23 protein-coding genes and 2 pseudogenes are annotated in these 23115 nt (G+C 38.5%); 22 read left to right on the forward strand and 3 right to left on the reverse strand.

Annotated features, from left to right (window positions below; genetic code table 11):
- Nucleotides 1-64: 64 nt before the first annotated feature.
- The 5 genes from D8849_RS00110 to msr(D) all read left to right on the forward strand — a co-directional run bounded on the left by D8849_RS00110 (nucleotide 65) and on the right by msr(D) (nucleotide 6216).
- Nucleotides 65-1039 (forward strand): DUF1002 domain-containing protein, encoded by a 975-nt coding sequence (locus tag D8849_RS00110; RefSeq protein WP_125385806.1) that lies wholly within the window; start codon nucleotides 65-67, stop codon nucleotides 1037-1039.
- Between the two features lie 73 nt (nucleotides 1040-1112).
- Nucleotides 1113-2468, forward strand: coding sequence for a 23S rRNA (uracil(1939)-C(5))-methyltransferase RlmD (rlmD, locus tag D8849_RS00115; protein ID WP_125385807.1), 1356 nt, complete (start codon nucleotides 1113-1115; stop codon nucleotides 2466-2468).
- Nucleotides 2469-2859: 391 nt separating this feature from the next.
- Entirely contained in the window at nucleotides 2860-3030 is a 171-nt protein-coding gene (locus D8849_RS00120) for a hypothetical protein (protein WP_000873143.1), read from the forward strand.
- 385 nt (nucleotides 3031-3415) lie between these two features.
- Nucleotides 3416-4633 carry a macrolide efflux MFS transporter Mef(A) gene (gene mef(A) / locus D8849_RS00125; RefSeq protein WP_000417519.1) on the forward strand — a complete coding sequence of 406 codons (1218 nt, stop codon included), beginning with the start codon at nucleotides 3416-3418 and terminating at the stop codon, nucleotides 4631-4633.
- Between the two features lie 119 nt (nucleotides 4634-4752).
- Nucleotides 4753-6216, forward strand: coding sequence for an ABC-F type ribosomal protection protein Msr(D) (gene msr(D) / locus D8849_RS00130; RefSeq protein WP_000420313.1), 1464 nt, complete (start codon nucleotides 4753-4755; stop codon nucleotides 6214-6216).
- Between the two features lie 117 nt (nucleotides 6217-6333).
- Here msr(D) and D8849_RS00135 read toward each other — a convergent pair whose 3' ends face one another.
- The 3 genes and pseudogenes from D8849_RS00135 to D8849_RS00145 form a co-directional block, all read right to left on the reverse strand.
- Nucleotides 6334-6633 carry a DUF5960 family protein gene (locus D8849_RS00135; protein ID WP_001072467.1) on the reverse strand — a complete coding sequence of 100 codons (300 nt, stop codon included), beginning with the start codon at nucleotides 6631-6633 and terminating at the stop codon, nucleotides 6334-6336.
- Complete coding sequence (locus tag D8849_RS00140; protein ID WP_125385808.1) at nucleotides 6620-6988, reverse strand: hypothetical protein; 369 nt, start codon at nucleotides 6986-6988, stop codon at nucleotides 6620-6622. The genes D8849_RS00135 and D8849_RS00140 overlap by 14 nt, the downstream gene beginning before the upstream one ends.
- A pseudogene (locus D8849_RS00145) lies at nucleotides 6985-7164 on the reverse strand (Y-family DNA polymerase); the annotation flags it as partial. The gene D8849_RS00140 and the pseudogene D8849_RS00145, both read right to left, overlap by 4 nt.
- Here D8849_RS00145 and D8849_RS00150 point away from each other — a divergent pair.
- The 17 genes and pseudogenes from D8849_RS00150 to aguA all read left to right on the forward strand — a co-directional run bounded on the left by D8849_RS00150 (nucleotide 7162) and on the right by aguA (nucleotide 23112).
- The gene (locus D8849_RS00150) at nucleotides 7162-7593 is read left to right on the forward strand and encodes a recombinase zinc ribbon domain-containing protein (RefSeq protein WP_001178677.1); all 432 of its coding nucleotides are present in this window, start codon (nucleotides 7162-7164) and stop codon (nucleotides 7591-7593) included. The pseudogene D8849_RS00145 and the gene D8849_RS00150 sit on opposite strands and share 3 nt — an antisense overlap.
- A 134-nt stretch (nucleotides 7594-7727) precedes the next feature.
- Nucleotides 7728-8615 (forward strand): nucleotidyltransferase domain-containing protein, encoded by an 888-nt coding sequence (locus tag D8849_RS00155; RefSeq protein WP_125385809.1) that lies wholly within the window; start codon nucleotides 7728-7730, stop codon nucleotides 8613-8615.
- A 5-nt stretch (nucleotides 8616-8620) separates the two neighbouring features.
- The gene (locus D8849_RS00160; RefSeq protein WP_001005371.1) at nucleotides 8621-9205 is read left to right on the forward strand and encodes a Cap15 family cyclic dinucleotide receptor domain-containing protein; all 585 of its coding nucleotides are present in this window, start codon (nucleotides 8621-8623) and stop codon (nucleotides 9203-9205) included.
- A 333-nt stretch (nucleotides 9206-9538) separates the two neighbouring features.
- Complete coding sequence (locus D8849_RS00170; RefSeq protein ID WP_001219736.1) at nucleotides 9539-10156, forward strand: RpiB/LacA/LacB family sugar-phosphate isomerase; 618 nt, start codon at nucleotides 9539-9541, stop codon at nucleotides 10154-10156.
- Between the two features lie 203 nt (nucleotides 10157-10359).
- On the forward strand, nucleotides 10360-11163 hold the full coding sequence (locus D8849_RS00175) for an alpha/beta fold hydrolase (RefSeq protein WP_125385810.1): 804 nt from the start codon (nucleotides 10360-10362) through the stop codon (nucleotides 11161-11163).
- 14 nt (nucleotides 11164-11177) lie between these two features.
- Nucleotides 11178-12032: an ADP-ribosylglycohydrolase family protein gene (locus tag D8849_RS00180; protein WP_125385811.1), complete on the forward strand. Its 855-nt coding sequence runs from the start codon at nucleotides 11178-11180 to the stop codon at nucleotides 12030-12032.
- Nucleotides 12033-12143: 111 nt separating this feature from the next.
- Nucleotides 12144-13025: a diacylglycerol/lipid kinase family protein gene (locus D8849_RS00185; RefSeq protein ID WP_125385812.1), complete on the forward strand. Its 882-nt coding sequence runs from the start codon at nucleotides 12144-12146 to the stop codon at nucleotides 13023-13025.
- A 63-nt stretch (nucleotides 13026-13088) separates the two neighbouring features.
- The gene (locus D8849_RS00190) at nucleotides 13089-13580 is read left to right on the forward strand and encodes a phosphoribosylanthranilate isomerase (protein ID WP_125385813.1); all 492 of its coding nucleotides are present in this window, start codon (nucleotides 13089-13091) and stop codon (nucleotides 13578-13580) included.
- A gap of 175 nt (nucleotides 13581-13755) precedes the next feature.
- On the forward strand, nucleotides 13756-15498 hold the full coding sequence (locus D8849_RS00195) for a glycoside hydrolase family 13 protein (protein ID WP_125385814.1): 1743 nt from the start codon (nucleotides 13756-13758) through the stop codon (nucleotides 15496-15498).
- Nucleotides 15499-15617: 119 nt separating this feature from the next.
- On the forward strand, nucleotides 15618-15929 hold the full coding sequence (locus D8849_RS00200) for a hypothetical protein (RefSeq protein WP_000420556.1): 312 nt from the start codon (nucleotides 15618-15620) through the stop codon (nucleotides 15927-15929).
- Between the two features lie 3 nt (nucleotides 15930-15932).
- Complete coding sequence (locus D8849_RS00205) at nucleotides 15933-16649, forward strand: alpha/beta fold hydrolase (RefSeq protein WP_125385815.1); 717 nt, start codon at nucleotides 15933-15935, stop codon at nucleotides 16647-16649.
- A gap of 1 nt (nucleotide 16650) precedes the next feature.
- Nucleotides 16651-16764: pseudogene (locus D8849_RS00210) on the forward strand (type II toxin-antitoxin system death-on-curing family toxin); the annotation flags it as partial.
- Nucleotides 16765-17325: 561 nt separating this feature from the next.
- A complete protein-coding gene (locus tag D8849_RS00215; protein ID WP_125385816.1) occupies nucleotides 17326-18786 on the forward strand; it encodes an aminotransferase class I/II-fold pyridoxal phosphate-dependent enzyme in 1461 nt (486 codons plus the stop codon).
- Nucleotides 18787-19647, forward strand: a complete 861-nt coding sequence (gene speE / locus D8849_RS00220; protein ID WP_000366713.1) for a polyamine aminopropyltransferase — start codon at nucleotides 18787-18789, stop codon at nucleotides 19645-19647. It begins immediately after the preceding gene.
- A complete protein-coding gene (locus D8849_RS00225; protein ID WP_125385817.1) occupies nucleotides 19644-20903 on the forward strand; it encodes a saccharopine dehydrogenase family protein in 1260 nt (419 codons plus the stop codon). Before speE ends, D8849_RS00225 begins: the two co-directional genes overlap by 4 nt.
- On the forward strand, nucleotides 20903-22030 hold the full coding sequence (gene nspC / locus D8849_RS00230; protein ID WP_125385818.1) for a carboxynorspermidine decarboxylase: 1128 nt from the start codon (nucleotides 20903-20905) through the stop codon (nucleotides 22028-22030). The genes D8849_RS00225 and nspC overlap by 1 nt, the downstream gene beginning before the upstream one ends.
- Nucleotides 22027-23112, forward strand: coding sequence for an agmatine deiminase (gene aguA / locus D8849_RS00235; protein WP_125385819.1), 1086 nt, complete (start codon nucleotides 22027-22029; stop codon nucleotides 23110-23112). Before nspC ends, aguA begins: the two co-directional genes overlap by 4 nt.
- Nucleotides 23113-23115 lie beyond the last annotated feature (3 nt).

Consider the following 23115-nt stretch of genomic DNA (forward strand, 5'->3'; position numbering starts at 1 on the left):
TTTTGCTATAAGTTTTCTTTAAGATAGATATATTACTCTAGAAAGGTAAAGGAGGGAATTCCCTATGAGAAAGAAACTCTTTCTGACCAGTGCTGCGGTCTTGTGGGCAGTAACAGCTATGAATAGCGCCCATGCAGCAACAGATGTTCAAAAAGTCATCGATGAAACCTATGTCCAACCTGAATATGTCCTAGGTTCATCATTGTCTGACGACCAAAAAAATCAAACCCTTAAAAAACTGGGCTACAACGCCTCAACAGACACCAAAGAACTCAAGACTATGACACCTGATGTCTATTCTAAAATCATGAATGTGGCCAATGACTCTAGCTTACAACTGTATTCATCAGCCAAGATTCAAAAACTAGGTGACAAGTCTCCACTTGAGGTCAAGATTGAAACACCAGAAAACATCACTAAAGTGACGCAGGATATGTACCGAAACGCAGCCGTAACCTTGGGAGTGGAACATGCCAAAATTACAGTTGCAGCTCCTATTCCCGTTACAGGTGAGAGTGCTTTAGCAGGAATTTATTATTCACTAGAAGCTAATGGAGCTAAGGTACCGCAAGCCAATAAAGACTTGGCTCAAGAAGAGCTAAAGGCTTTGTCAGATATCAATGCTGAAAACAAGGACAAGTCGGGCTATGATGCTAATAAATTAAATGTTGCCCTAGCTGATATCAAGTCAGGACTTGCCAAAGCGAAAGAAAGTAAGGGAAATCTGACAGAGGAAGATGTCCGTAAAATTGTTGAAGATACCTTGAAAAATTACAAACTCGATCAGGTTATAACAGGAAACCAGATCAATATCATCATCAATTTTGCTTTGAATCTCTCAAAGAGTGATATCCTCAGCAATGCAGACTTCACTAAAACCCTAAATGACCTTAAACAAAGCATTGTTTCACAAGCTGGCGACAGTTTTAAAAATATCAACCTTAACTTTGATGCTGATAAGGCGCTAGAGGACGGCGGTAATTTCCTAAGCTCCCTCTGGCAAGTCATTGTCAACTTCTTCAAGAGTTTTGGTTCTTAAGAAATTTCATGGTATAATAGATGGTAACCGTAACGTTGCCGTCTTTTTTGTCGGCCAATAGAAAGAGAAGAGAATGTTAAAGAAAAATGATATTGTAGAAGTTGAAATTGTTGATTTGACACATGAAGGCGCAGGAGTTGCCAAGGTGGATGGTTTGGTATTCTTTGTCGAGAATGCTTTACCAAGTGAAAAAATCCTCATGCGAGTTCTCAAGGTCAATAAAAAGATTGGCTTTGGGAAAGTTGAAGAATACCTTGTCCAGTCACCACACCGTAATCAAGATCTAGATTTGGCTTATCTGCGTTCAGGAATCGCGGATTTGGGTCATCTTGCCTATCCAGAACAGCTTAAGTTTAAAACCAAGCAAGTTAAGGACAGTCTCTACAAGATTGCAGGGATTGCTGATGTAGAGGTTGCTGAAACACTTGGTATGGAAAATCCAATCAAGTACCGCAATAAGGCGCAGGTGCCCGTTCGTCGAGTGAATGGTGTCTTGGAAACTGGCTTTTTCCGTAAGAATTCGCATGACCTTATGCCACTCGAAGATTTCTTTATCCAAGATCCAGTGATCGATCAAGTTGTAGTAGTCCTACGTGACTTACTTCGTCGGTATGGTTTGAAACCTTATGATGAAAAGGAACAGTCTGGCTTGATTCGGAACCTCGTTGTGCGTCGTGGGCATCATTCAGGACAAATCATGGTTATCTTAGTGACTACACGTCTTAAAATTTTTCGTATGGAGCAATTGAATGAACAACTAATCAAGCATTTCCCAGAGATTGTGTCTGTTATGCAAAATATCAACGATCAGAATACCAATGCGATTTTTGGCAAGGAGTGGAAAACTCTTTATGGACAAGACTATATTACTGATCAGATGTTGGGCAATGATTTCCAAATCGCTGGTCCAGCCTTTTACCAAGTAAATACTGAAATGGCGGAGAAACTCTATCAAACAGCCATTGACTTTGCGGAGTTAAAAGCAGATGATGTGGTTATCGATGCCTATTCAGGGATTGGAACGATTGGATTATCCGTTGCAAAGCATGTTAAAGAAGTCTACGGTGTTGAAGTGATTCCAGAAGCGGTTGAGAATAGCAAAAAGAATGCTCAGCTGAACAACATTTCAAATGCCAACTATGTCTGTGACACAGCTGAAAATGCCATGAAAAAGTGGCTCAAGGAAGGTATTCAACCAAGTCTTATTCTAGTGGACCCACCACGCAAGGGCCTTACAGAAAGCTTTATCAAGGCAAGCGCTCAAACAGGAGCAGACCGCATCGCCTATATCTCATGCAATGTCGCTACTATGGCGCGTGATATCAAACTCTACAAAGAATTAGGATATGAATTGAAGAAAGTACAGCCGGTTGATCTTTTTCCTCAAACGCACCATGTGGAGTGTGTTGCTCTGCTCGTAAAAACCTAGAAACCTTTGAATGAAAGGGATAATGAAAAGCCTTGATTGCAATGCTTTTTGTATTGGAGTGGGGAAGTATCAGAGTGAGAAAATTTTTGGAATGAATAGAAGTGATAGCTAGAAATTATCAGTTTCTATTTCCATTTACCCTGTGGGTACGTGTTTGTTTCCATTGACAAGGAGTTTGTGGGAATAGAAATGTACCCACCTTGTTTGAATCAAGTGAAGTGTAGTTGAAGGAAATCTGTTGAAAGCAATACTTCATTTTACCGAATAAGTAATAATTTAGGCAACTTCAAATCGATTAAAAAAAACTATTTTAAAGGTTAAGAGTAGACAAAAATTGTCCACTCTTTTTTGCAAACTCAATTTATCAATAAATGAAATGAGGGAATGTAAAATGAAATATTTTGAGGTTGAGTTAGAAAATCCTGATGAATTTTTAAAACTACAAACAGAAGATTTTGTGAAAGCTAATCGCTTGCTACTAAGGAAGATAATCCAGAGCGTTACAGTCTATGAAGAAAACTTCGTCATATCCTTTAAATCTGGCATCGAATTGGAAGTATGAGTCTCATTCCATAACTTTTATATTGAACATATCATCTTGTTGTGTTATACTATAAATTGATATAAACAAAGATGTAGGAGGAACCGAAACTATGACAGCCTCAATGCGTTTAAGATAAGCTGGCAATAAAAAAAGCAGAATCTATACCCGATGATAGGCTTTTTTGTTGTGCTTATTTATACGATATTGAGCATTCATTAGTTACGGTGAGGATATTGGTTATTTAACTATACCTTTATTTAACTATGTCTTTAATATGAATGTTTCCAAATTGTATGTATGCAGACCAAAAGCCACATTGTGGGGTTTGGCCTGCATTTTTTATTGCCTAGAATGCTATTCAAAATAGAAATTCAAGCAAAATAATATGCAGGAGATAATATAAATGGAAAAATACAACAATTGGAAACGAAAATTTTATGCAATATGGGCAGGGCAAGCAGTATCATTAATCACTAGTGCCATCCTGCAAATGGCGATTATTTTTTACCTTACAGAAAAAACAGGATCTGCGATGGTCTTGTCTATGGCTTCATTAGTAGGTTTTTTACCCTATGCGATTTTGGGACCTGCCATTGGTGTGCTAGTGGATCGTCATGATAGGAAGAAGATAATGATTGGTGCCGATTTAATTATCGCAGCAGCTGGTGCAGTGCTTGCTATTGTTGCATTCTGTATGGAGCTACCTGTCTGGATGATTATGATAGTATTGTTTATCCGTAGCATTGGAACAGCTTTTCATACCCCAGCACTCAATGCGGTTACACCACTTTTAGTACCAGAAGAACAGCTAACGAAATGCGCAGGCTATAGTCAGTCTTTGCAGTCTATAAGCTATATTGTTAGTCCGGCAGTTGCAGCACTCTTATACTCCGTTTGGGATTTAAATGCTATTATTGCCATCGACGTATTGGGTGCTGTGATTGCATCTATTACGGTAGCAATTGTACGTATACCTAAGCTGGGTAATCAAGTGCAAAGTTTAGAACCAAATTTCATAAGGGAGATGAAAGAAGGAGTTGTGGTTCTGAGACAAAACAAAGGATTGTTTGCCTTATTACTCTTAGGAACACTATATACTTTTGTTTATATGCCAATCAATGCACTATTTCCTTTAATAAGCATGGAACACTTTAATGGAACGCCTGTGCATATTTCTATTACGGAAATTTCCTTTGCATTTGGGATGCTAGCAGGAGGCTTATTATTAGGAAGATTAGGGGGCTTCGAAAAGCATGTATTACTAATAACAAGTTCATTTTTTATAATGGGGACCAGTTTAGCCGTTTCGGGAATACTTCCTCCAAATGGATTTGTAATATTCGTAGTTTGCTGTGCAATAATGGGGCTTTCGGTGCCATTTTATAGCGGTGTGCAAACAGCTCTTTTTCAGGAGAAAATTAAGCCTGAATATTTAGGACGTGTATTTTCTTTGATCGGAAGTATCATGTCACTTGCTATGCCAATTGGGTTAATTCTTTCTGGATTCTTTGCTGATAAAATCGGTGTAAATCATTGGTTTTTACTATCAGGTATTTTAATTATTGGCATTGCTATAGTTTGCCAAATGATAACTGAGGTTAGAAAATTAGATTTAAAATAAACAATATTGGAGGAATATTTATGTATCTTATTTTCATGTAACTCTTCCTGCTAAAATCGCAGGGTTTTCCCTGCATACAAGCAAATGAAAGCATGCGATTATAGACAGGAGGAAATGTTATGGAATTAATATTAAAAGCAAAAGACATTCGTGTGGAATTCAAAGGACGCGATGTTTTAGATATAAATGAATTAGAAGTATATGATTATGACCGTATTGGTTTAGTAGGAGCAAATGGTGCTGGAAAAAGCACTTTACTCAGGGTACTTTTAGGAGAATTAACTCCCCCAGGATGTAAAATGAATCGTCTGGGTGAACTTGCCTATATTCCCCAGTTGGACGAAGTAACTCTGCAGGAGGAAAAAGATTTTGCACTTGTAGGCAAGCTAGGTGTTGAGCAATTAAATATACAGACTATGAGCGGTGGTGAAGAAACAAGGCTTAAAATAGCACAGGCCTTATCGGCACAGGTTCATGGTATTTTAGCGGATGAACCTACGAGCCATTTAGACCGTGAAGGAATTGATTTTCTAATAGGACAGCTAAAATATTTTACAGGTGCACTGTTAGTTATTAGCCATGACCGCTATTTTCTTGATGAAATAGTAGATAAAATATGGGAACTGAAAGATGGCAAAATCACTGAGTATTGGGGAAACTATTCTGATTATCTTCGTCAGAAAGAGGAAGAACGTAAGAGCCAAGCTGCAGAATACGAACAATTTATTGCGGAACGTGCCCGATTGGAAAGGGCTGCGGAGGAAAAGCGAAAACAGGCTCGTAAAATAGAACAGAAGGCAAAAGGTTCTTCAAAGAAAAAAAGTACTGAAGACGGAGGGCGTTTAGCTCATCAAAAATCAATAGGAAGTAAGGAAAAAAAGATGTATAATGCTGCTAAAACCCTAGAGCACAGGATTGCGGCCTTAGGAAAAGTAGAAGCTCCGGAAGGCATTCGCAGAATTCGTTTCAGGCAAAGTAAAGCATTGGAGCTCCATAATCCATACCCTATAGTCGGTGCAGAAATTAATAAAGTATTTGGGGATAAGGCTCTGTTTGAAAATGCATCTTTTCAAATTCCGTTAGGAGCAAAAGTGGCGTTAACTGGTGGTAATGGAATCGGAAAAACAACTTTAATCCAAATGATCTTAAACCATGAAGAAGGAATTTCTATTTCGCCTAAGGCAAAAATAGGTTACTTTGCACAGAATGGTTACAAGTACAACAGTAATCAGAATGTTATGGAGTTTATGCAGAAGGATTGTGACTACAATATATCAGAAATTCGTTCAGTGCTAGCATCTATGGGGTTCAAACAGAACGATATTGGAAAAAGTTTATCTGTTTTAAGCGGTGGAGAAATTATAAAATTGTTGCTTGCTAAAATGCTCATGGGTAGATATAACATCCTAATAATGGATGAACCCAGTAACTTCCTTGACATACCAAGTTTAGAGGCTTTGGAAATACTAATGAAGGAGTACACCGGAACTATCGTGTTTATCACCCACGATAAACGATTACTCGAAAATGTAGCAGATGTAGTTTATGAAATTAGAGATAAGAAAATAAATCTGAAACATTAAATTTAAGGTAGTCGCTGGTCAGTATAGTCTGTTCTGGTTGGCGACTCCATTGTTAAAGAGTATAAAGACTTTAGATTTTATGAATATTAAAAATAGGAACAGTCAATTGAACTGCTCCTATTTTTCTGCTAAATATATTGTAGTTTTCTTATATGTATAATGATAGATTAGCGGATTCTCATCTACGGTACTTACTTCAAATATGAAGAAGTGATCGCGGTTATCTCTGGACTTTTCCTTATTGAGGACAAAGTAATTCTTACGTGAAGTCGCCATTGTTTTTAGGATATCATCAGTTAGGAAGGTCAATGGAATATTCATGTTAGAGTAGCGGTAGAAGTCACGTTCAAAATCTTGGTAGCTCTCGCTATAATAGTCCATTTGTAGGTGATTACGCTGAAACTCAAGCTGATTCATAGAGCACCTCCTCGACAAGTTCAATACTAATAATGTCTTTTAATTTCAAATTGATGTGACCTGTTGTAGTTTTTATCAAAATGAAATCTTTGGTCAGACTTGGTATTGTTCCAGTGTAGGAAACACGCTTGTTTTTTTCAATCACTTGAATGCGTGTGCGTAGCTGCCCGGCGTATACTTGACTGAGGAGTAATAATTTCTTCTCCATTGACAAATCTGACATGTACGTTACTTTGTTTGTATCATCAGAGAGTGCTGATGTATGCTCAGATAGGAAAAAGCCCATCCATTTTTGCATCTTTGTATCCTGGTACTCTCTTGCTGACTGAAATGGTAAGGATGAACGGTCAATCATTTTAATCCCTCCAATCCACCAGCGGAATGACCGCCAATAAGTTTACTGCGTTCAATATTTTAGGAACCTTCAGTTAGGACGGTTCCTTTTTGTATGGCTAAAAAGCCAAACTGTTCTCTGACAACATCAATAGCTGTCTGAAGTCTATTTTCTTTTTCAATTTCTTCTACATCATGCAAAATGAGGACAACCCTTTTACTACCAAGGTGTTCTGTGCAGAATGCGGTTCAGCTTTTGGACGTAAGAACTGGACGACCAGTCGTGGCAAACGTAAAGTTTGGCAGTGTAACAACCGTTATAAGGTAAAGGGACAGATTGGTTGTCAGAATAACCATATCGATGAGGGAACACTAGAGAAAGCTGTAATGATGGCAGTTAAACTACTGAGTGAGAATATGGATTTGTTGCATGGAAAGTGGAATAAGATCTTGGAAGAAAACCAGTTATTAGAAAAGCATTACAGTGTGTTACTGGCTGAATTGATAAATAAGGAGTGTTGGGAATATGATTCCTTTGAGATGTGTCAGGTACTAGATAGTATTTTGATTTCGGAGGATGGACAGATAACCGTTAGATTTTTGGAAGGAACAGAAGTTGATTTATAAGGCTGTAGGCATAGTATAGTTCACTATGTTTGCAGCCTTTTTTCTTGTTTAGTGGTATAATTATATGTAGGATTTTTTTAATATCGGTTACTTTTTATGAATTAACCAAAAAACTAAAATGGAGTTGCTTTATAATGAGATATTCTGAAGAAGCATTACAATCATGGATTAAGCCGTTATCTGCCACTGAAGAAACACGGGTTGAAAATACTATTGGAATGATTAAAGATGCAATAGAAAGGAGTGGGCTCTCTTCAAAGTATGAATATGAAATTTTTGCCCAAGGTTCTTATGCAAATAATACGAATGTAAAGAAAAATAGCGACATTGATATCTGTATCATGGTGAAATCTTTATTTTATTGTGAGTATGTAGATGGGTTATCGGACCTAGACTATAATTACTCTAGTAGCAGCACCAATGCTAATGTATTTAAAAACGAAGTGATTAAAGCGTTAATTTCAAAATTTGGTGCAGAATCAGTTTCTATTGGCAATAAGTGTATCAATATTAATTCTAACTCATATCACGTAAATGCAGATGTAGTCCCATGTTTTCAATATCGAAATTATAGATATATTGGTAGCAGGTCATCTGAAAAATTTGTTGAAGGCATCAAATTTTTTACCTCAAACGGAAATTATGAAGTAATTAATTATCCTAAAGTTCATATACAAAATGGTATCTCTAAGAATAAATCTACTCACTATAAATATAAATATTTAGTTAGGATTATGAAGCATATTAAGAACGAGATGCAGGAGCTAGGATTGACAAACGAACGCATTTCTTCATATTTGATAGAATGTTTGGTCTGGAATATACCTGAACAGATGTTTTTCAATAGTAATAGCTACACAGGGTTGTTACAGCAAACGTTATATTACATAGTGTCTCAAGTGAATTTAAATTGGGTTGAAGTAAGTGGAATGTATTACCTTTTTCGTTCAGAGCAGAAATGGAATTTACAGGATACAAAAACTTTTTTAGTTAGAATGATTGAATTTTTGGATTATAAATAAAACTTATGAATGAACAGCAGAAAAAATTTTTGAATATTACAATATGGGTTTTTGCAATTTGCTTGTTATTAAGATTGTTAATAAGTGGCCAAGAGATTGCAGTGAATCTTAAATCTGATATTTTGGCATTGGTATATTCAGCCATTGGGTATATTGGTGAAGCTATATCAGTTACAGCAATTATTATGGCTATTTTTGAAAAAACAGCATGGCGGTGGCCATTACTATCTAAGATTCATAATGTTCCAATTTTATTTGCGAATTATGTAGGTAGTTTCAAGACGGACTATGATCAGAATGAAAGAAATTGTGAACTTACTATTGAACAGTCATTTACGACTATTAAAGTTAAGTTTAAAACGGGTGAAAGTTCGAGCCATAGCATTACAGCATCAATTATCAATGATAATGGAACACAAAAATTAATTTATACATATTTAAATAGCCCAAGGGCTGAATTGCAAAGTCCTATACATTATGGGACGGTAATTCTTGATATTGATAATCCAAATCAACTAGAAGGAAATTATTATACTAATCGAGGAACCAAAGGTTCAATGAGTTTTGAGATAAACAACCCTTCTCGCTAGTTGGATTTGTAAAGATTTAAATAAAGAAAGAAGAACTAACTATCGGAAACTTGGCATAGATGTAACAATACTGTATATTAACGAAGCCGTAAATACTCGCATTAGTTACGTTTAATAGTTTAATACGGATATTCAGCAGCTTTGATTTCGTTTCACAGTATAGGTAGTAACCGTCAAGACATGTGGAGGCGGTAGTTTTGATGTCAAAAGTTGCAACCAGTGAATAAATGAAGTGTAGAAAATAAAGGCTTGTTCAATTCAATATATAATGAATTACCGGCACCCAAACCAAAGAAAAAGAAATAATTAAATTAGAAGTTGAAGGGGGGAAGAATGAGAATCGGAGTTATTCAAGCAAGTTCGCAAGCGACCAAAAATCAAATAATCTATGATGCTGTATTAAAGTATGCTCCAAAGAAATCTGAGGTTATAAATTTTGGCTGTACGATGGAAGAAAATGAAAAATACTCGTATATAGAAATTTCTATTCTTATAGGTATCTTGTTGGCAAGTAGGACAGTTGATTTCGTTGTTACGGGCTGTTCTTCCGGACAAGGAATGATGCTTGCTTGTAATAGTATGCCTGATGTCATTTGCGGATATGCACCTACACCGAATGATGCCTATTTATTTGCTCAGATTAATAATGGAAATGCGATATCATTACCATTAGGTGAAAATTATACATGGTCAGGTACTGAAAATCTTGAAAGAACAATAGAAGCTCTTTTCTCGGAGCCATTTGGACAAGGATACCCCAAAAGTGAGGCAGAGAGAAAGGTAAGAGATGCTGAGAAACTTAAAGAAATAAGAAGAATCGGGCAGGTTCAGTTTGAAGAATTCGCAAATGTACTAGATATATCATTGTTTGAATCAATCAAGAGGAAACAGAATGTAATTCAGAATGTAAAGGCGTATGGGAAGAAAGAAATAGCTGATTTAATGAAATGAGTAAATCACAGTTTGTCGGGGTAATACCTTTTAACGATAACCTTATGCTATCGTCAAAAGGTTTATAGACATGTTCCCACATACATGTTCACTTGGCATACATAGTGTTCACTCGTTTTATGTCGAGTGTGTGGTACTGCTTTTAAGAGCTGATTGAACAAGGAAAATTAGCTAGTGAAAGTCCTACAGTAAGGAGTTTAAACATGAAATTCCATGAATTTGGTAATAAGAATTTGCCTCCTATTTTACTGATACATGGTGGTGGCAGTTCTTGGTGGAATTATCTTCGTCAAGCACGAATCCTGTCAGAAGAATACAGTATTATTCTACCCACTTTGAATGGCCACGGAGAGGAATATCAACTTGATTATGTTTCTACTGAAGATTCTGCTTTGGAGATTCTAGACTATATCAAAGCAAACTGTGGTGGGAAATTGTTTGCAATCGGTGGTGTTTCACTTGGTGGTCAAATTGCCATGGAGCTTTTATCTTTAGATAGTGAAATTGCTGAGAAGGCCATCATAGACGGAAGCCTCTGTATTCCTCAACCAAGGTTAGCTAAAATCAGCATCTTTCTAGTGTCTCTATTTGGTAAATTGATGTTCAATAAATTCTCTTGCAAACTTCAGTTAAGCATGATGAACAAACTCTATCCTAAACTGGCTTATCCAGAGGAAATAAAAGCTTATTATTTGGAGGATCTGCCAAGGACGCCTATTAAAACATTGGTGACCATTTACAAAACCTATATGGGGCATTACAAGCTGAAAGATATGATTTCTGCTAGCAAGGCTCAGGTTCTGTATATCTATGGTGAAAAAGAATTGAACTGTGTGAAAGAATCAGCGAAATTATTTCATCAGCTACATGCAAATACAATTTTGTATGAAGCAAAGGGCTATAATCACGGCTATTTGTCAGCTTACCTACCTCAAGAGTGGATTGATTTAGTTGAGCCATTTTTAAAGAGCAATCCATTGGGGATATGTAATGAATCTTATATGTAACAAGGAGGAATCTGATGCTCGGAGCAATCGTTGGAGACATTGTCGGTTCTGTTTACGAGTGGAACAATATCAAAACGAAGGACTTTCCTTTATTTCGGAAGGACTGCTTTTTTACAGATGATACGGTTATGACCTGTGCTGTTGCAGAAGCGATTATGAATGGGGGACAAAAAGACGACTTCATTGACGCGATGAAGAAATATGGCAGATTGTATCCGAATGCTGATTACGGTGCTCGGTTTAATGCATGGCTAAAGAGCGATAACCGTGAGCCTTATAATAGCTTTGGGAATGGATCAGCTATGCGTGTTTCTCCATGTGCTTGGATCATGGACTGTGATGTCTATGCGAGAACCGGAATGTGGTCATCATCTAGAGGACTTGCAAACCTTTCTGCTGAAGTAACTCATAATCATCCAGAAGGTGTCAAAGGTGCTATGGCTACAGCTGATGCTATCTTTCTGTGTCGTTTTTACTTTGGTGGTTATTGTAGAGAATACGAGCAACCAATTAATGACAATCCTAGGGAGTGTAAAAGACGGATTAAGGATTATATAGAGAAGACATACGGTTACAATCTATCTCAAACTTTAGATGAAATCCGCCCTAACTATCGTTTTAACGAAACATGTCAAGAAACTGTCCCTCAAGCCATTATTTCCTTTCTTGAAAGTAGAGACTTCGAAGATGCGATAAGAAATGCCATCTCACTTGGTGGCGATAGTGATACACTTGCTGCAATTACTGGTAGCATAGCCGAGGCAGCTTACGGAATTCCTGATTGGATAAAGGATAATGCCTATTCTTACTTGGATGAACCCTTAAAGGATGTAGTTAGAAGATGGGAAAATAGAATAAAAGCGTATTAATCTCCAGTACGTCATATTTCTCTTTTCTGTATTTTCATTGTATAATAGGATTACATTTACTTGCATACGACGAAATGTAAACATTTCTATTTAAAATTAAGGAGAACATTAATGAAAAAGGCAATGTTAATTATCAACCCTACCTCTGGTGGCGAGAAGGCTTTGAATTACAAAGAAAAGCTGGAAAATAAAGCAAAAGAATACTTTGAGCACGTAGAAACTAAAATTACTGAAAAAGCGCTTGATGCAACACATTTTGCTGAAGAAGCGTCTCGTGAGCAGTACGATGCAGTGGTTGTTTTCGGTGGGGATGGGACTGTCAATGAAGTCATTTCGGGTATTGCTGAGAGAGACTACATTCCTAAGTTAGGGATTATCCCTGGTGGCACGGGTAACCTCATTACAAAACTGTTGGAAATCAATCAAGACATCGACGGAGCTATTGATGAGCTTGATTTCAATCTCACCAACAAAATCGATATCGGTAAAGCAAATGATAACTATTTTGGTTATATTTTTAGTATCGGTTCACTTCCTGAGGCGATTCACAATGTTGAAATCGAGGACAAGACAAAATTCGGTATTTTAGCCTATGCTGTAAATACCATGAAGTCCGTTATGACAGATCAGGTCTTTAACATTAAGATTGAGACAGAAAATGGAAATTATGTTGGTGAAGCTAGTCATGTTTTGGTTCTCTTGACAAATTACTTCGCTGATAAGAAAATCTTTGAAGAAGACAAAGATGGCTATGCCAACATTTTGATTCTGAAAGATGCGTCTCTATTCTCCAAATTATCCGTTATTCCTGATTTACTAAAAGGAGATGTTGTCGGCAATGATAATATTGAGTATATCAGAGCGCGTAATATTAAGATCTCTTCAGATAGTGAATTGGAATCAGATGTTGACGGCGATAAATCGGATAACCTACCTGTTGAAATCAAAGTCCTAGCTCAACGAGTAGAAGTATTTTCAAAACCGAAAGAGTAGAAATTAAAAATTAGTTTATTATTCACAACGAAATTAAGTTCTATATCAACGATTGGAGGAGGAATGAATTCTCTATTTGATGAATTTCGAACAATTTGTTCTCATTTAAACCAAGTCGGAATCACTCCGACGCTCATGGGGTCTTTGGGGTTTGAATACCGATCAAATGAAGAATGGGGGCCGTCTGACATTGACATTCATGTTCCTGGTGACCCTAGAGGTTGGGAAGCACCTGATCATCTCAGAATTTATGACTGGGACAAGATAATGAAAGTGATGAACCACTTGGGCTATACCTTGGTAGATATTCACGAGCACGAATTCCAAAAAGATGGCGTGAGCGTTGAATTTGGAAGTATCAATTCATTACCAGATTTTGCAGGAGTTTCGGAATCGGATATAGAGCTGATTCATCTCGAAAACATCACTTTTCGCGTTCCAAGTTTAGAACAGTATTTAAGTATTTACAAGGCTTCTTCCCAAGATTCTTATCGAAATAACCACAATAACAATAAGGATTTTAAAAAAATTGAGTGGCTGGAAAGACATTTGTAAATCATCATTTGAAAAGTAGCAAGTTGTAAGACTGGCTGCTTTTTTATTTATAGAACCAAACCACTAGAATCTACGGACAAGCCTTGAAAATAAAATACGAAAGTAGTATACTAGAATCACAATTGTGAAAACGTTTGCGTCGCAAATGCAACCAAGTAAATCAGGAGACAAATTGATGGAATTAAGCGCTATTTTCCATAGGCCTGAGTCGGAGTATGCCTATCTTTATAAGGATAAGAAGCTTCATATTCGGATTCGAACTAAGAAAGATGACATTGAAAGCATCAACTTGCATTATGGGGACCCTTTTATCTTTATGGAGGAGTTTTATCAAGATACAAAGAAAATGGCCAAGATAACTTCTGATGCCATCTTTGATTATTGGCAGGTTGAAGTGTCCGTTGACTTTGCACGTATCCAGTATCTCTTTGAAGTCACGGATACAGAAGGTCAAAGTATTTTGTATGGTGATAAAGGTTGTGTGGAAAATTCTCTAGAAAATTTCCATGCTATTGGGAATGGATTTAAGTTGCCCTATCTTCATGAGATTGATGCCTGCAAGGTTCCTGACTGGGTTTCAAATACGGTATGGTATCAGATATTTCCTGAGAGATTTGCCAATGGAAATGCTTTATTAAACCCAGAAGGGTCATTAGACTGGGATTCATCTATCACACCTCAGAGTGATGATTTCTTTGGTGGTGATTTACAGGGGATTATTGACCATCTGGATTACTTGCAAGACTTGGGAATTACTGGACTTTATCTTTGTCCTATCTTTGAATCTACGAGCAATCATAAGTACAATACGACGGATTACTTTGAAATCGACCATCATTTTGGAGACAAGGAAACCTTTCGAGAGCTGGTCGAGCAAGCTCATCAACGTGGTGTGAAAATCATGCTGGATGCTGTATTTAACCATATAGGTTCGCAATCGCCTCAATGGCAAGATGTTGTCAAAAATGGTAAGGAGTCTGCATACAAAGATTGGTTCCATATTCAACAATTCCCAGTGATGACTGAAAAACTAGCCAACAAGAGAGAGTTGCCTTATCATGCTTTTGGTTTCGAGGACTATATGCCTAAGCTAAATACGGCCAATCCAGAGGTCAAGGATTATCTTTTAAAGGTTGCGACTTATTGGATTGAAGAGTTTGATATTGATGCTTGGCGTTTGGATGTGGCTAATGAGATTGATCATCAGTTTTGGAAGGATTTTCGAAAAGCAGTTTTAGCTAAAAGGCCTGATCTTTATATCCTTGGAGAAGTCTGGCATACGTCTCAGCCTTGGCTAAATGGAGATGAGTTCCATGCGGTCATGAATTATCCTTTATCTGATAGCATCAAGGAGTATTTTTTACGAGGTATTAAGAAGACGGAACAATTCATCGATGAAATCAATGGTCAGTCTATGTATTACAAGCAGCAGATTTCAGAGGTTATGTTTAATCTCTTGGATTCGCATGATACAGAGCGAATCTTGTGGACGGCAAATGAAGACGTTCAACTGGTTAAATCAGCCCTAGCCTTTCTCTTTTTACAAAAAGGAACACCCTGCATCTATTACGGAACCGAGTTAGCCTTAACCGGAGGACCAGACCCAGATTGCCGTCGTTGTATGCCTTGGGAACGCGTATCAAGTGACAATGATATGCTGAACTTTATCAAGGATCTAATCAAAATTCGCAAACACTCATCAGCAATCATTCAGCACGGCAAGTATAGCCTCCAAGAAATCAAAGCTGATGTACTAACCTTGAAATGGAATTACGATAACCAAGTCATCAAAGCCATTTTTAACCAGTCCAAAGAAGATTATCTTTTAGAAAAGGAAGCAGTAGCACTAGCAAGCAATTGCCAAGAACTAGAGAATCAGCTTGTGATTTCTCCAAATGGATTTGTGATTTTTTATTAAAGAGCAATTATGAGCGACAGGAAAGTTGTAGTATAGAGAGCATTTTACAAACAGACTATTTGTCGTCTTGCTACAAATGATATATAATCTAACTTAGAGAAAATAGGAGGACTAATCGAATGGAATTAAAAGATTTTACAGAAAAAGAACAGGAAATGATTAAGAAGGGACTTACTACATCTAAGATTAGTGACAAGGAAACTGCTGAGAAGATTCTTGCACTTGTCCCGCAAGACTTGATTAAGCGAATCCCATTTTTCGTCAGAAAACATGCTACGACACGTACTATTAAACGCATTTCAATTGAACACCCTGAACTCTACGCTGCAGCTCAAACAAGTGGTGAAATACCAGAAAAAGAACGCGAAGAATTACGTCAGATTATCACGACTATCTTTGAACAAAAAATGAATAAGCATAGTATTAAGTAGAGAATGAAAAAATATTTTATTGGCGGTTTGGGAAGCAATGTCTATCATAGCAAGGATTTTCTTCAAGAACTAGATTCGCAGGTTTACTTTCTAAATCCATATGAAAAGCATCTTCGAGATGAAACAGAATTGAAATCATGGTTTAAAAAATCGATAGAAGAGGAAGAATCTATTTGTCTGATAGGCCATTCTCTTGGAGGAGATTTGGCTCGTTATCTCGCATCGGAATTTCAAGAAGTGAAAAAACTGATTCTTTTGGATGGTGGCTATCTAGATTTAGATAAGATCTTAACTTTAGATGTGGAATTAGAGGAAACTAAAAACTATATCAAATCTCAAATTATTTCGGACTTAGATGTTCTTATTTCTAAAGAAAAATCTGAAGCAAAGCATTGGTCAGAAAATATGGAGAAAGCCGTAAGACAGTCCTATCACTGGAGTTCTGAGTATAATAGATATGAGTTATCTATAAACTATGAAAATATAGAAGCGATACTCCGCCTACGGAGGAAAATACAAGCTTTTAAAAGAGAAGTGGGAGATACCTTGTTTATCAGTCCTTGCTATTCTAATGAAGCTACATGGAGAGAGGAAGCCTTAAAAGAATTGCCAGATTATTTTGATACTATTTTTCTAGAGAACTTTGGCCATGAGCTTTATACTGAAGCACCTAGAGAAGTCGCTAGTCTGATTAATGAGTGGCTCGCTTATTCTCAATGAGCTACTTGTATTGCTTGAAAAAAAGCATGTTTTTGCCAATGCTAATAAACGAACTGCTTTATTCGTTTTGGTGAAATTTATACAATTAAATGGCTATCGTTTTTCTGTTACCATTAATCGTTAAGATACATTTAAAAGAACTAGTGGACTAGTTCTTTTTATATCCGTTTTCACACTATTAAACTTATACAAATCTATATAAAATATTATTTTTCCGAACAAAAATAGATATTTTTTCAAAAAAGTACTTTACAGAGTGTTGGAAGTATGATATAGTAATAAAGCTTAGAAAATGAGATGATGTTTTCTAGCAAATATAAACCCGAGTAAAAAATGCCTACGGACAGGCAGGGTTGAATGCCGAAGCGTGGTTGAAAAACCACATTATTGATAGGGTTAAAAGCCTACTTTTATAAGTTGATGTTAGGACACTTGTCCTAATTCATAAATTTTTAGTGTGGTGAAAGCACACGTCATCTTGTGAAACGATCAATAAAGTACGTAATATTTGCTACTAGAGAGTTTGGAAACATCGGGAACAGACATACTCAACAGAAACAAACATAAAAACGTCAGAAGATTGCAGAGCAGGTGAAAACCTGCTCTTTTTTCATGAGTCAACCTTTAGTCGTCTTCGTCTTCTTGAAGCGCTAAAAATACAGTAAAGGAGTATGTCTTGAAAGAGTTAGATCAAAACCAAGCCCCAATTTATGAGGCCTTGGTGAAGTTGCGCAAGAAACGTATTGTTCCCTTTGATGTTCCAGGTCACAAGCGCGGACGGGGAAATCCAGAACTTGTCGAACTGTTAGGTGAAAAATGTGTTGGCATTGATGTCAATTCTATGAAACCCTTGGATAATCTTGGTCACCCCATTTCGATTATTCGGGATGCAGAGGAGCTGGCTACAGATGCTTTTGGGGCTAGTCATGCCTTTCTAATGATTGGTGGAACAACTTCATCGGTGCAGACTATGATTCTTTCCACCTGCAAGGCTGGAGATAAGATTATTCTGCCACGAAATGTCCATAAATCTGCTATCAATGCACTGGTTCTATGCGGTGCCATTCCCATCTATATCGAGATGAGTGTGGATCCTAAAATTGGTATCGCTTTAGGTCTTGAAAACGACCGAGTAGCCCAGGCTATAAAGGACCATCCAGATGCTAAGGCCATTTTGATTAACAATCCCACTTACTACGGCATCTGTTCAGACCTAAGGGGATTGACAAAAATGGCTCATGAAGCTGGCATGATGGTTTTAGTAGATGAGGCCCACGGAGCGCACTTGTATTTTACTGATAAACTTCCAATTTCTGCTATGGATGCAGGTGCTGATATGGCAGCAGTTTCCATGCATAAGTCTGGTGGGAGTTTGACTCAGAGCTCCATCCTGCTTATTGGCGAGCAGATGAATCCTGAGTACGTTCGTCAGATTATCAACCTAACTCAGTCTACATCTGCCTCTTACTTGTTGATGGCTAGTTTGGATATTTCACGTCGCAACTTGGCCCTTCGTGGTAAAGAGTCGTTTGAGAAAGTCATTGAGCTATCCGAGTATGCTCGTCGTGAAATCAATGCTATCGGTGGCTATTATGCCTACTCAAAAGAGTTAATAGACGGTGTGTCAGTCTGTGATTTTGACGTGACCAAGCTGTCCGTTTACACTCAGGGAATTGGGCTAACAGGTATCGAGGTTTATGACCTCTTGCGAGACGAATACGATATTCAGATAGAATTTGGTGATATTGGCAATATCTTAGCCTATATTTCCATCGGTGACCGCATTCAAGACATCGAACGTTTGGTCGGTGCTTTGGCGGATATTAAGAGACTCTATTCAAGAAATGGAAAAGATTTGATAGCTGGTGAATATATCCAGCCAGAGTTGGTGTTGTCTCCTCAGGAAGCCTTTTATGCCCAACGTAGAAGTCTATCCTTAGACGAATCAGTCGGACAAGTCTGTGGGGAATTTGTCATGTGTTATCCTCCAGGTATTCCAATCCTAGCACCAGGTGAACGCATTACACGAGAAATTGTCGACTATATCCAATTTGCCAAGGAACGTGGTTGCTCCCTCCAAGGGACGGAAGATCCTGAGGTCAATCACATCAACGTCATTAAGAGAAAGGAGAACTAGATGGATTTATGGTTTTCTGAAGTTCATACTCCAGATGTCAAATTGTCCCTGAGAACAGCCAAGCAACTCTACGCTGGAAAAAGTGAATGGCAGGATATCGAAGTCTTGGATACGCCAGCTTTTGGGAAAATACTGATTTTAAATGGGCATGTCTTGTTTTCAGATGCGGATGATTTTGTCTACAATGAAATGACAGTCCACGTTCCCATGGCTGTGCATCCCAATCCCAAGAAAGTTTTGGTAATAGGGGGTGGCGACGGCGGTGTTGCTCAAGTTTTGACACTGTATCCAGAATTGGAACAAATTGATATTGTGGAACCAGATGAGATGTTGGTAGAGGTTTGCCGAGAGTATTTTCCAGACTTTGCCGCAGGGCTAGATGACCCTCGCGTCACAATTTACTACCAAAATGGGCTACGGTTTCTGCGAAACTGTGAAGATGATTACGATATTATTATCAATGATGCGACGGATCCATTTGGACATACGGAAGGGCTCTTTACCAAGGAATTTTACGGCAACAGTTACAGAGCTCTGAAAGAAGACGGCATCATGATTTATCAGCATGGGAGTCCCTTCTTTGATGAGGATGAGTCGGCTTGCCGAAGCATGCACCGCAAGGTCAATCAAGCCTTTCCAATTAGTCGGGTCTATCAGGCCCACATCCCAACCAGTCCAGCTGGCTATTGGTTGTTTGGATTTGCGTCGAAAAAATACCACCCTGTCAAAGATTTTGACAAGGAAGGTTGGAAAAAACGCCAGCTTTTCACAGAATACTACACTGCAAACTTACACGTGGGAGCCTTTATGTTGCCCAAGTATGTAGAAGATATTTTAGAAGAAGAAGAAGGAAAAAAATGAGTCGTTTACTAGTTATTGGATGTGGGGGCGTTGCCCAAGTTGCTATTTCAAAGATTTGCCAAGATAGCGAAACCTTTGCAGAGATTATGATTGCTAGCCGTACCAAGTCAAAATGTGATGAGTTGAAGGCTAAATTAGAAGGCAAAACAAGTACAAAGATTGAGACAGCTGCTCTTGATGCTGACAAGGTAGAAGAAGTGATTGCCCTGATTGAAAGCTACAAACCAGAAGCTGTTTTGAACGTAGCTTTACCATATCAAGATTTAACAATTATGGACGCTTGTTTGGCAACAGGTGTTCACTATATCGATACCGCCAACTATGAGGCTGAAGACACAGAAGATCCTGAATGGCGTGCCATTTATGAAAAACGTTGCAAGGAACTTGGTTTTACAGCCTACTTTGACTACTCATGGCAATGGGCTTATCAGGAGAAATTCAAAGAAGCTGGCTTGACCGCTCTTCTTGGTTCTGGTTTTGACCCAGGTGTAACCAGCGTCTTTTCAGCTTATGCTCTCAAACACTACTTTGATGAAATCCACTATATCGACATTTTAGACTGTAATGGTGGTGACCACGGTTATCCATTTGCGACAAACTTTAACCCAGAAATCAATCTTCGTGAGGTTTCAGCACCAGGTTCTTACTGGGAAGACGGAAAATGGGTCGAAGTCGAAGCTATGTCTATCAAGCGCGAGTACGATTTTCCTCAAGTTGGACAAAAAGACATGTATCTCCTTCACCATGAAGAAATTGAATCATTGGCGAAAAACATTCCAGGTGTCAAACGTATTCGTTTCTTTATGACCTTTGGTCAATCTTACTTGACGCACATGAAATGTCTCGAAAATGTTGGACTCCTTCGTACAGATACCATTAACTTTAACGGACAAGAAATTGTACCAATCCAATTCTTGAAAGCCTTGCTTCCTGATCCTGCCAGCCTTGGCCCACGTACAGTTGGAAAGACCAATATCGGCTGTATCTTTACAGGTGTCAAAGACGGCGTTGAAAAGACCATCTACATCTACAATGTCTGTGACCATCAAGAATGCTACGCAGAAGTTGGTTCACAAGCAATTTCATATACGACAGGAGTTCCAGCCATGATTGGGACAAAATTAGTTATGAACGGAACTTGGAAACAACCCGGAGTCTATAACCTTGAAGAATTGGATCCAGATCCATTCATGGAAGCTTTGAATGAGTACGGCTTGCCATGGGTTGTGGTTGAAAATCCGCAAATGGTGGACTAATGAAGTTAGAACAAGTACCAACACCAGCTTATGTCATTGATTTGGCAAAATTAGAGGAAAATTGCCGGATTCTTCAACAAGTACAGGAAGAAGCGGGCTGCAAGGTTTTGCTTGCCCAAAAGGCTTATTCCCTTTATAAAACCTATTCCTTGATTAGCCAGTATTTATCTGGTACAACAGCCAGTGGACTCTATGAGGCCAAGCTAGCTAGAGAGGAGTTTCAAGGAGAAGTCCATGTATTTGCGCCTGCTTTCAAGGATGAGGACATGGAGGAATTGCTTGAGATAACGGACCATATCGTCTTTAACTCAGAGAGACAGTTGCGTAAACATGGGGCTCGTTGTCGGGAGACTGGTGTCAGTGTTGGTTTGCGCCTCAACCCTCAATGTTCAACTCAAGGAGATCACGCTCTCTATGATCCTTGTGCACCAGGTTCTCGCTTTGGAGTTACTCTAGACAAGATTCCGAGTGATTTGCTGGAATTGGTAGACGGTCTTCATTTTCATACCCTTTGCGAGCAGGGAGCAGATGATTTAGAGACAACTTTGAAAGCAGTAGAAGAACAATTTGGACCGTATTTGCATCAGGTCAAATGGCTCAATATGGGGGGCGGACATCACATCACAAGAGAGGACTATGATGTGGATTTGCTGATTTCAGAAATCAAGCGTATCCGAAATACTTACAATCTTGAAATCTATATCGAGCCGGGTGAAGCTATTGCGCTCAATGCGGGTTATCTAGCAACTGAAGTATTGGATATTGTAGAAAACGGTATGGAAATCTTGGTTTTAGACGCCTCTGCGACCTGCCATATGCCTGATGTACTTGAGATGCCCTATCGTCCACCTTTGAGAAATGGCTTTGAGGCACAGGAAAAAGCCCATACCTATAGACTTTCTTCCAATACTTGCCTTACGGGTGATGTGATTGGAGATTATAGCTTTGAAAATCCAGTCCAAATCGGTGATAGACTTTATTTCGAAGACATGGCCATTTATTCCTTTGTCAAAAACAATACCTTTAATGGTATTGGATTGCCAAGTCTCTATCTCATGGACGAACAGGGAGACTGTAGCTTAGTCAAAGCCTTTGGTTATCAAGACTTTAAAGGGAGATTATCATAATGAACAGTCCAAAAAAATTAGGCTATCGTATGCCAGCAGAGTACGAACCACACCATGGTACCCTCATGATATGGCCGACTCGACCAGGTTCATGGCCCTTTCAAGGAAAGGATGCCAAAAGAGCTTTCAGCCAGATTATCAAAACCATAGCAGAAGGAGAAAGAGTCTATCTTTTGGTGGACCAAGACTACTCAGCTGAAGCCCAAGACTACCTTGGTGATAGCGTTATTTATCTAGACATTCCCACCAATGATGCCTGGGCGCGTGATACAGGTCCGACTATTCTTGTCAATGATGAGGGCCAGAAATTAGCCGTGGATTGGTCTTTCAATGCTTGGGGTGGAGCTGTAGATGGTCTCTACCAAGACTATGAAGATGATGACCAAGTAGCCAGTCGTTTTGCTGAGGTCTTGGAAATGCCTGTCTATGATGCCAAACCTTTTGTCCTAGAAGGCGGAGCGATACACAGCGATGGTCAAGGAACCATTCTTGTGACTGAAAGTTGCCTACTAAGCTCTGGTCGCAATCCTCATCTCAGTAAAGAGGAAATCGAAAACACCTTATTAGAGAGCCTTGGAGCTGAAAAAGTTATCTGGCTTCCTTATGGTATTTATCAGGATGAAACCAATGAACATGTTGACAATGTTGTAGCCTTTGTTGGTCCTGCTGAGCTTGTTTTGGCTTGGACAGACGACAAAAGCGATCCTCAATATGCCATGTCAACAGCTGATTTAGCGCTTTTAGAAAAGGAAACAGATGCAAAAGGTCGTCACTTCACCATTCATAAACTTCCAATTCCAGCTCTTCATCAAGTTGTAACCAAAGAGGATTTGCCAGGCTACATCTATGAAGAAGGAGAAGAAGAGCGATACGCAGGTGAACGACTAGCAGCTTCCTATGTTAATTTCTATATTGCTAACAAGTCTGTCTTAGTTCCACAGTTTGAGGATGTAAACGACAAAGTAGCCTTAGATATACTCAGCAAGTGTTTTCCAGACCGTAAAGTTGTCGGAATACCAGCCAGAGATATTCTCTTAGGTGGTGGCAATATCCACTGTATCACCCAACAAATTCCAGAATAGGAG

This window comes from Streptococcus mitis, assembly GCF_003942765.1.
In the GTDB taxonomy this organism is placed as follows: Bacteria; Bacillota; Bacilli; order Lactobacillales; family Streptococcaceae; genus Streptococcus; species Streptococcus mitis_BE.

Excerpts from the sequence above, each read along its gene's own strand:
- D8849_RS00110 (WP_125385806.1), top strand. The coding sequence starts at position 65 with ATGAGAAAGAAACTCTTTCTGACCAGTGCTGCGGTCTTGTGGGCAGTA.
- rlmD (WP_125385807.1), top strand. The coding sequence starts at position 1,113 with ATGTTAAAGAAAAATGATATTGTAGAAGTTGAAATTGTTGATTTGACA.
- D8849_RS00120 (WP_000873143.1), top strand. The coding sequence starts at position 2,860 with ATGAAATATTTTGAGGTTGAGTTAGAAAATCCTGATGAATTTTTAAAA.
- D8849_RS00135 (WP_001072467.1), bottom strand. The coding sequence starts at position 6,633 with ATGAATCAGCTTGAGTTTCAGCGTAATCACCTACAAATGGACTATTAT.
- D8849_RS00140 (WP_125385808.1), bottom strand. The coding sequence starts at position 6,988 with ATGATTGACCGTTCATCCTTACCATTTCAGTCAGCAAGAGAGTACCAG.
- D8849_RS00150 (WP_001178677.1), top strand. The coding sequence starts at position 7,162 with ATGCAAAATGAGGACAACCCTTTTACTACCAAGGTGTTCTGTGCAGAA.
- D8849_RS00155 (WP_125385809.1), top strand. The coding sequence starts at position 7,728 with ATGAGATATTCTGAAGAAGCATTACAATCATGGATTAAGCCGTTATCT.
- D8849_RS00160 (WP_001005371.1), top strand. The coding sequence starts at position 8,621 with ATGAATGAACAGCAGAAAAAATTTTTGAATATTACAATATGGGTTTTT.
- D8849_RS00170 (WP_001219736.1), top strand. The coding sequence starts at position 9,539 with ATGAGAATCGGAGTTATTCAAGCAAGTTCGCAAGCGACCAAAAATCAA.
- D8849_RS00175 (WP_125385810.1), top strand. The coding sequence starts at position 10,360 with ATGAAATTCCATGAATTTGGTAATAAGAATTTGCCTCCTATTTTACTG.
- D8849_RS00180 (WP_125385811.1), top strand. The coding sequence starts at position 11,178 with ATGCTCGGAGCAATCGTTGGAGACATTGTCGGTTCTGTTTACGAGTGG.
- D8849_RS00185 (WP_125385812.1), top strand. The coding sequence starts at position 12,144 with ATGAAAAAGGCAATGTTAATTATCAACCCTACCTCTGGTGGCGAGAAG.
- D8849_RS00190 (WP_125385813.1), top strand. The coding sequence starts at position 13,089 with ATGAATTCTCTATTTGATGAATTTCGAACAATTTGTTCTCATTTAAAC.
- D8849_RS00195 (WP_125385814.1), top strand. The coding sequence starts at position 13,756 with ATGGAATTAAGCGCTATTTTCCATAGGCCTGAGTCGGAGTATGCCTAT.
- D8849_RS00200 (WP_000420556.1), top strand. The coding sequence starts at position 15,618 with ATGGAATTAAAAGATTTTACAGAAAAAGAACAGGAAATGATTAAGAAG.
- D8849_RS00205 (WP_125385815.1), top strand. The coding sequence starts at position 15,933 with ATGAAAAAATATTTTATTGGCGGTTTGGGAAGCAATGTCTATCATAGC.
- speE (WP_000366713.1), top strand. The coding sequence starts at position 18,787 with ATGGATTTATGGTTTTCTGAAGTTCATACTCCAGATGTCAAATTGTCC.
- D8849_RS00225 (WP_125385817.1), top strand. The coding sequence starts at position 19,644 with ATGAGTCGTTTACTAGTTATTGGATGTGGGGGCGTTGCCCAAGTTGCT.
- nspC (WP_125385818.1), top strand. The coding sequence starts at position 20,903 with ATGAAGTTAGAACAAGTACCAACACCAGCTTATGTCATTGATTTGGCA.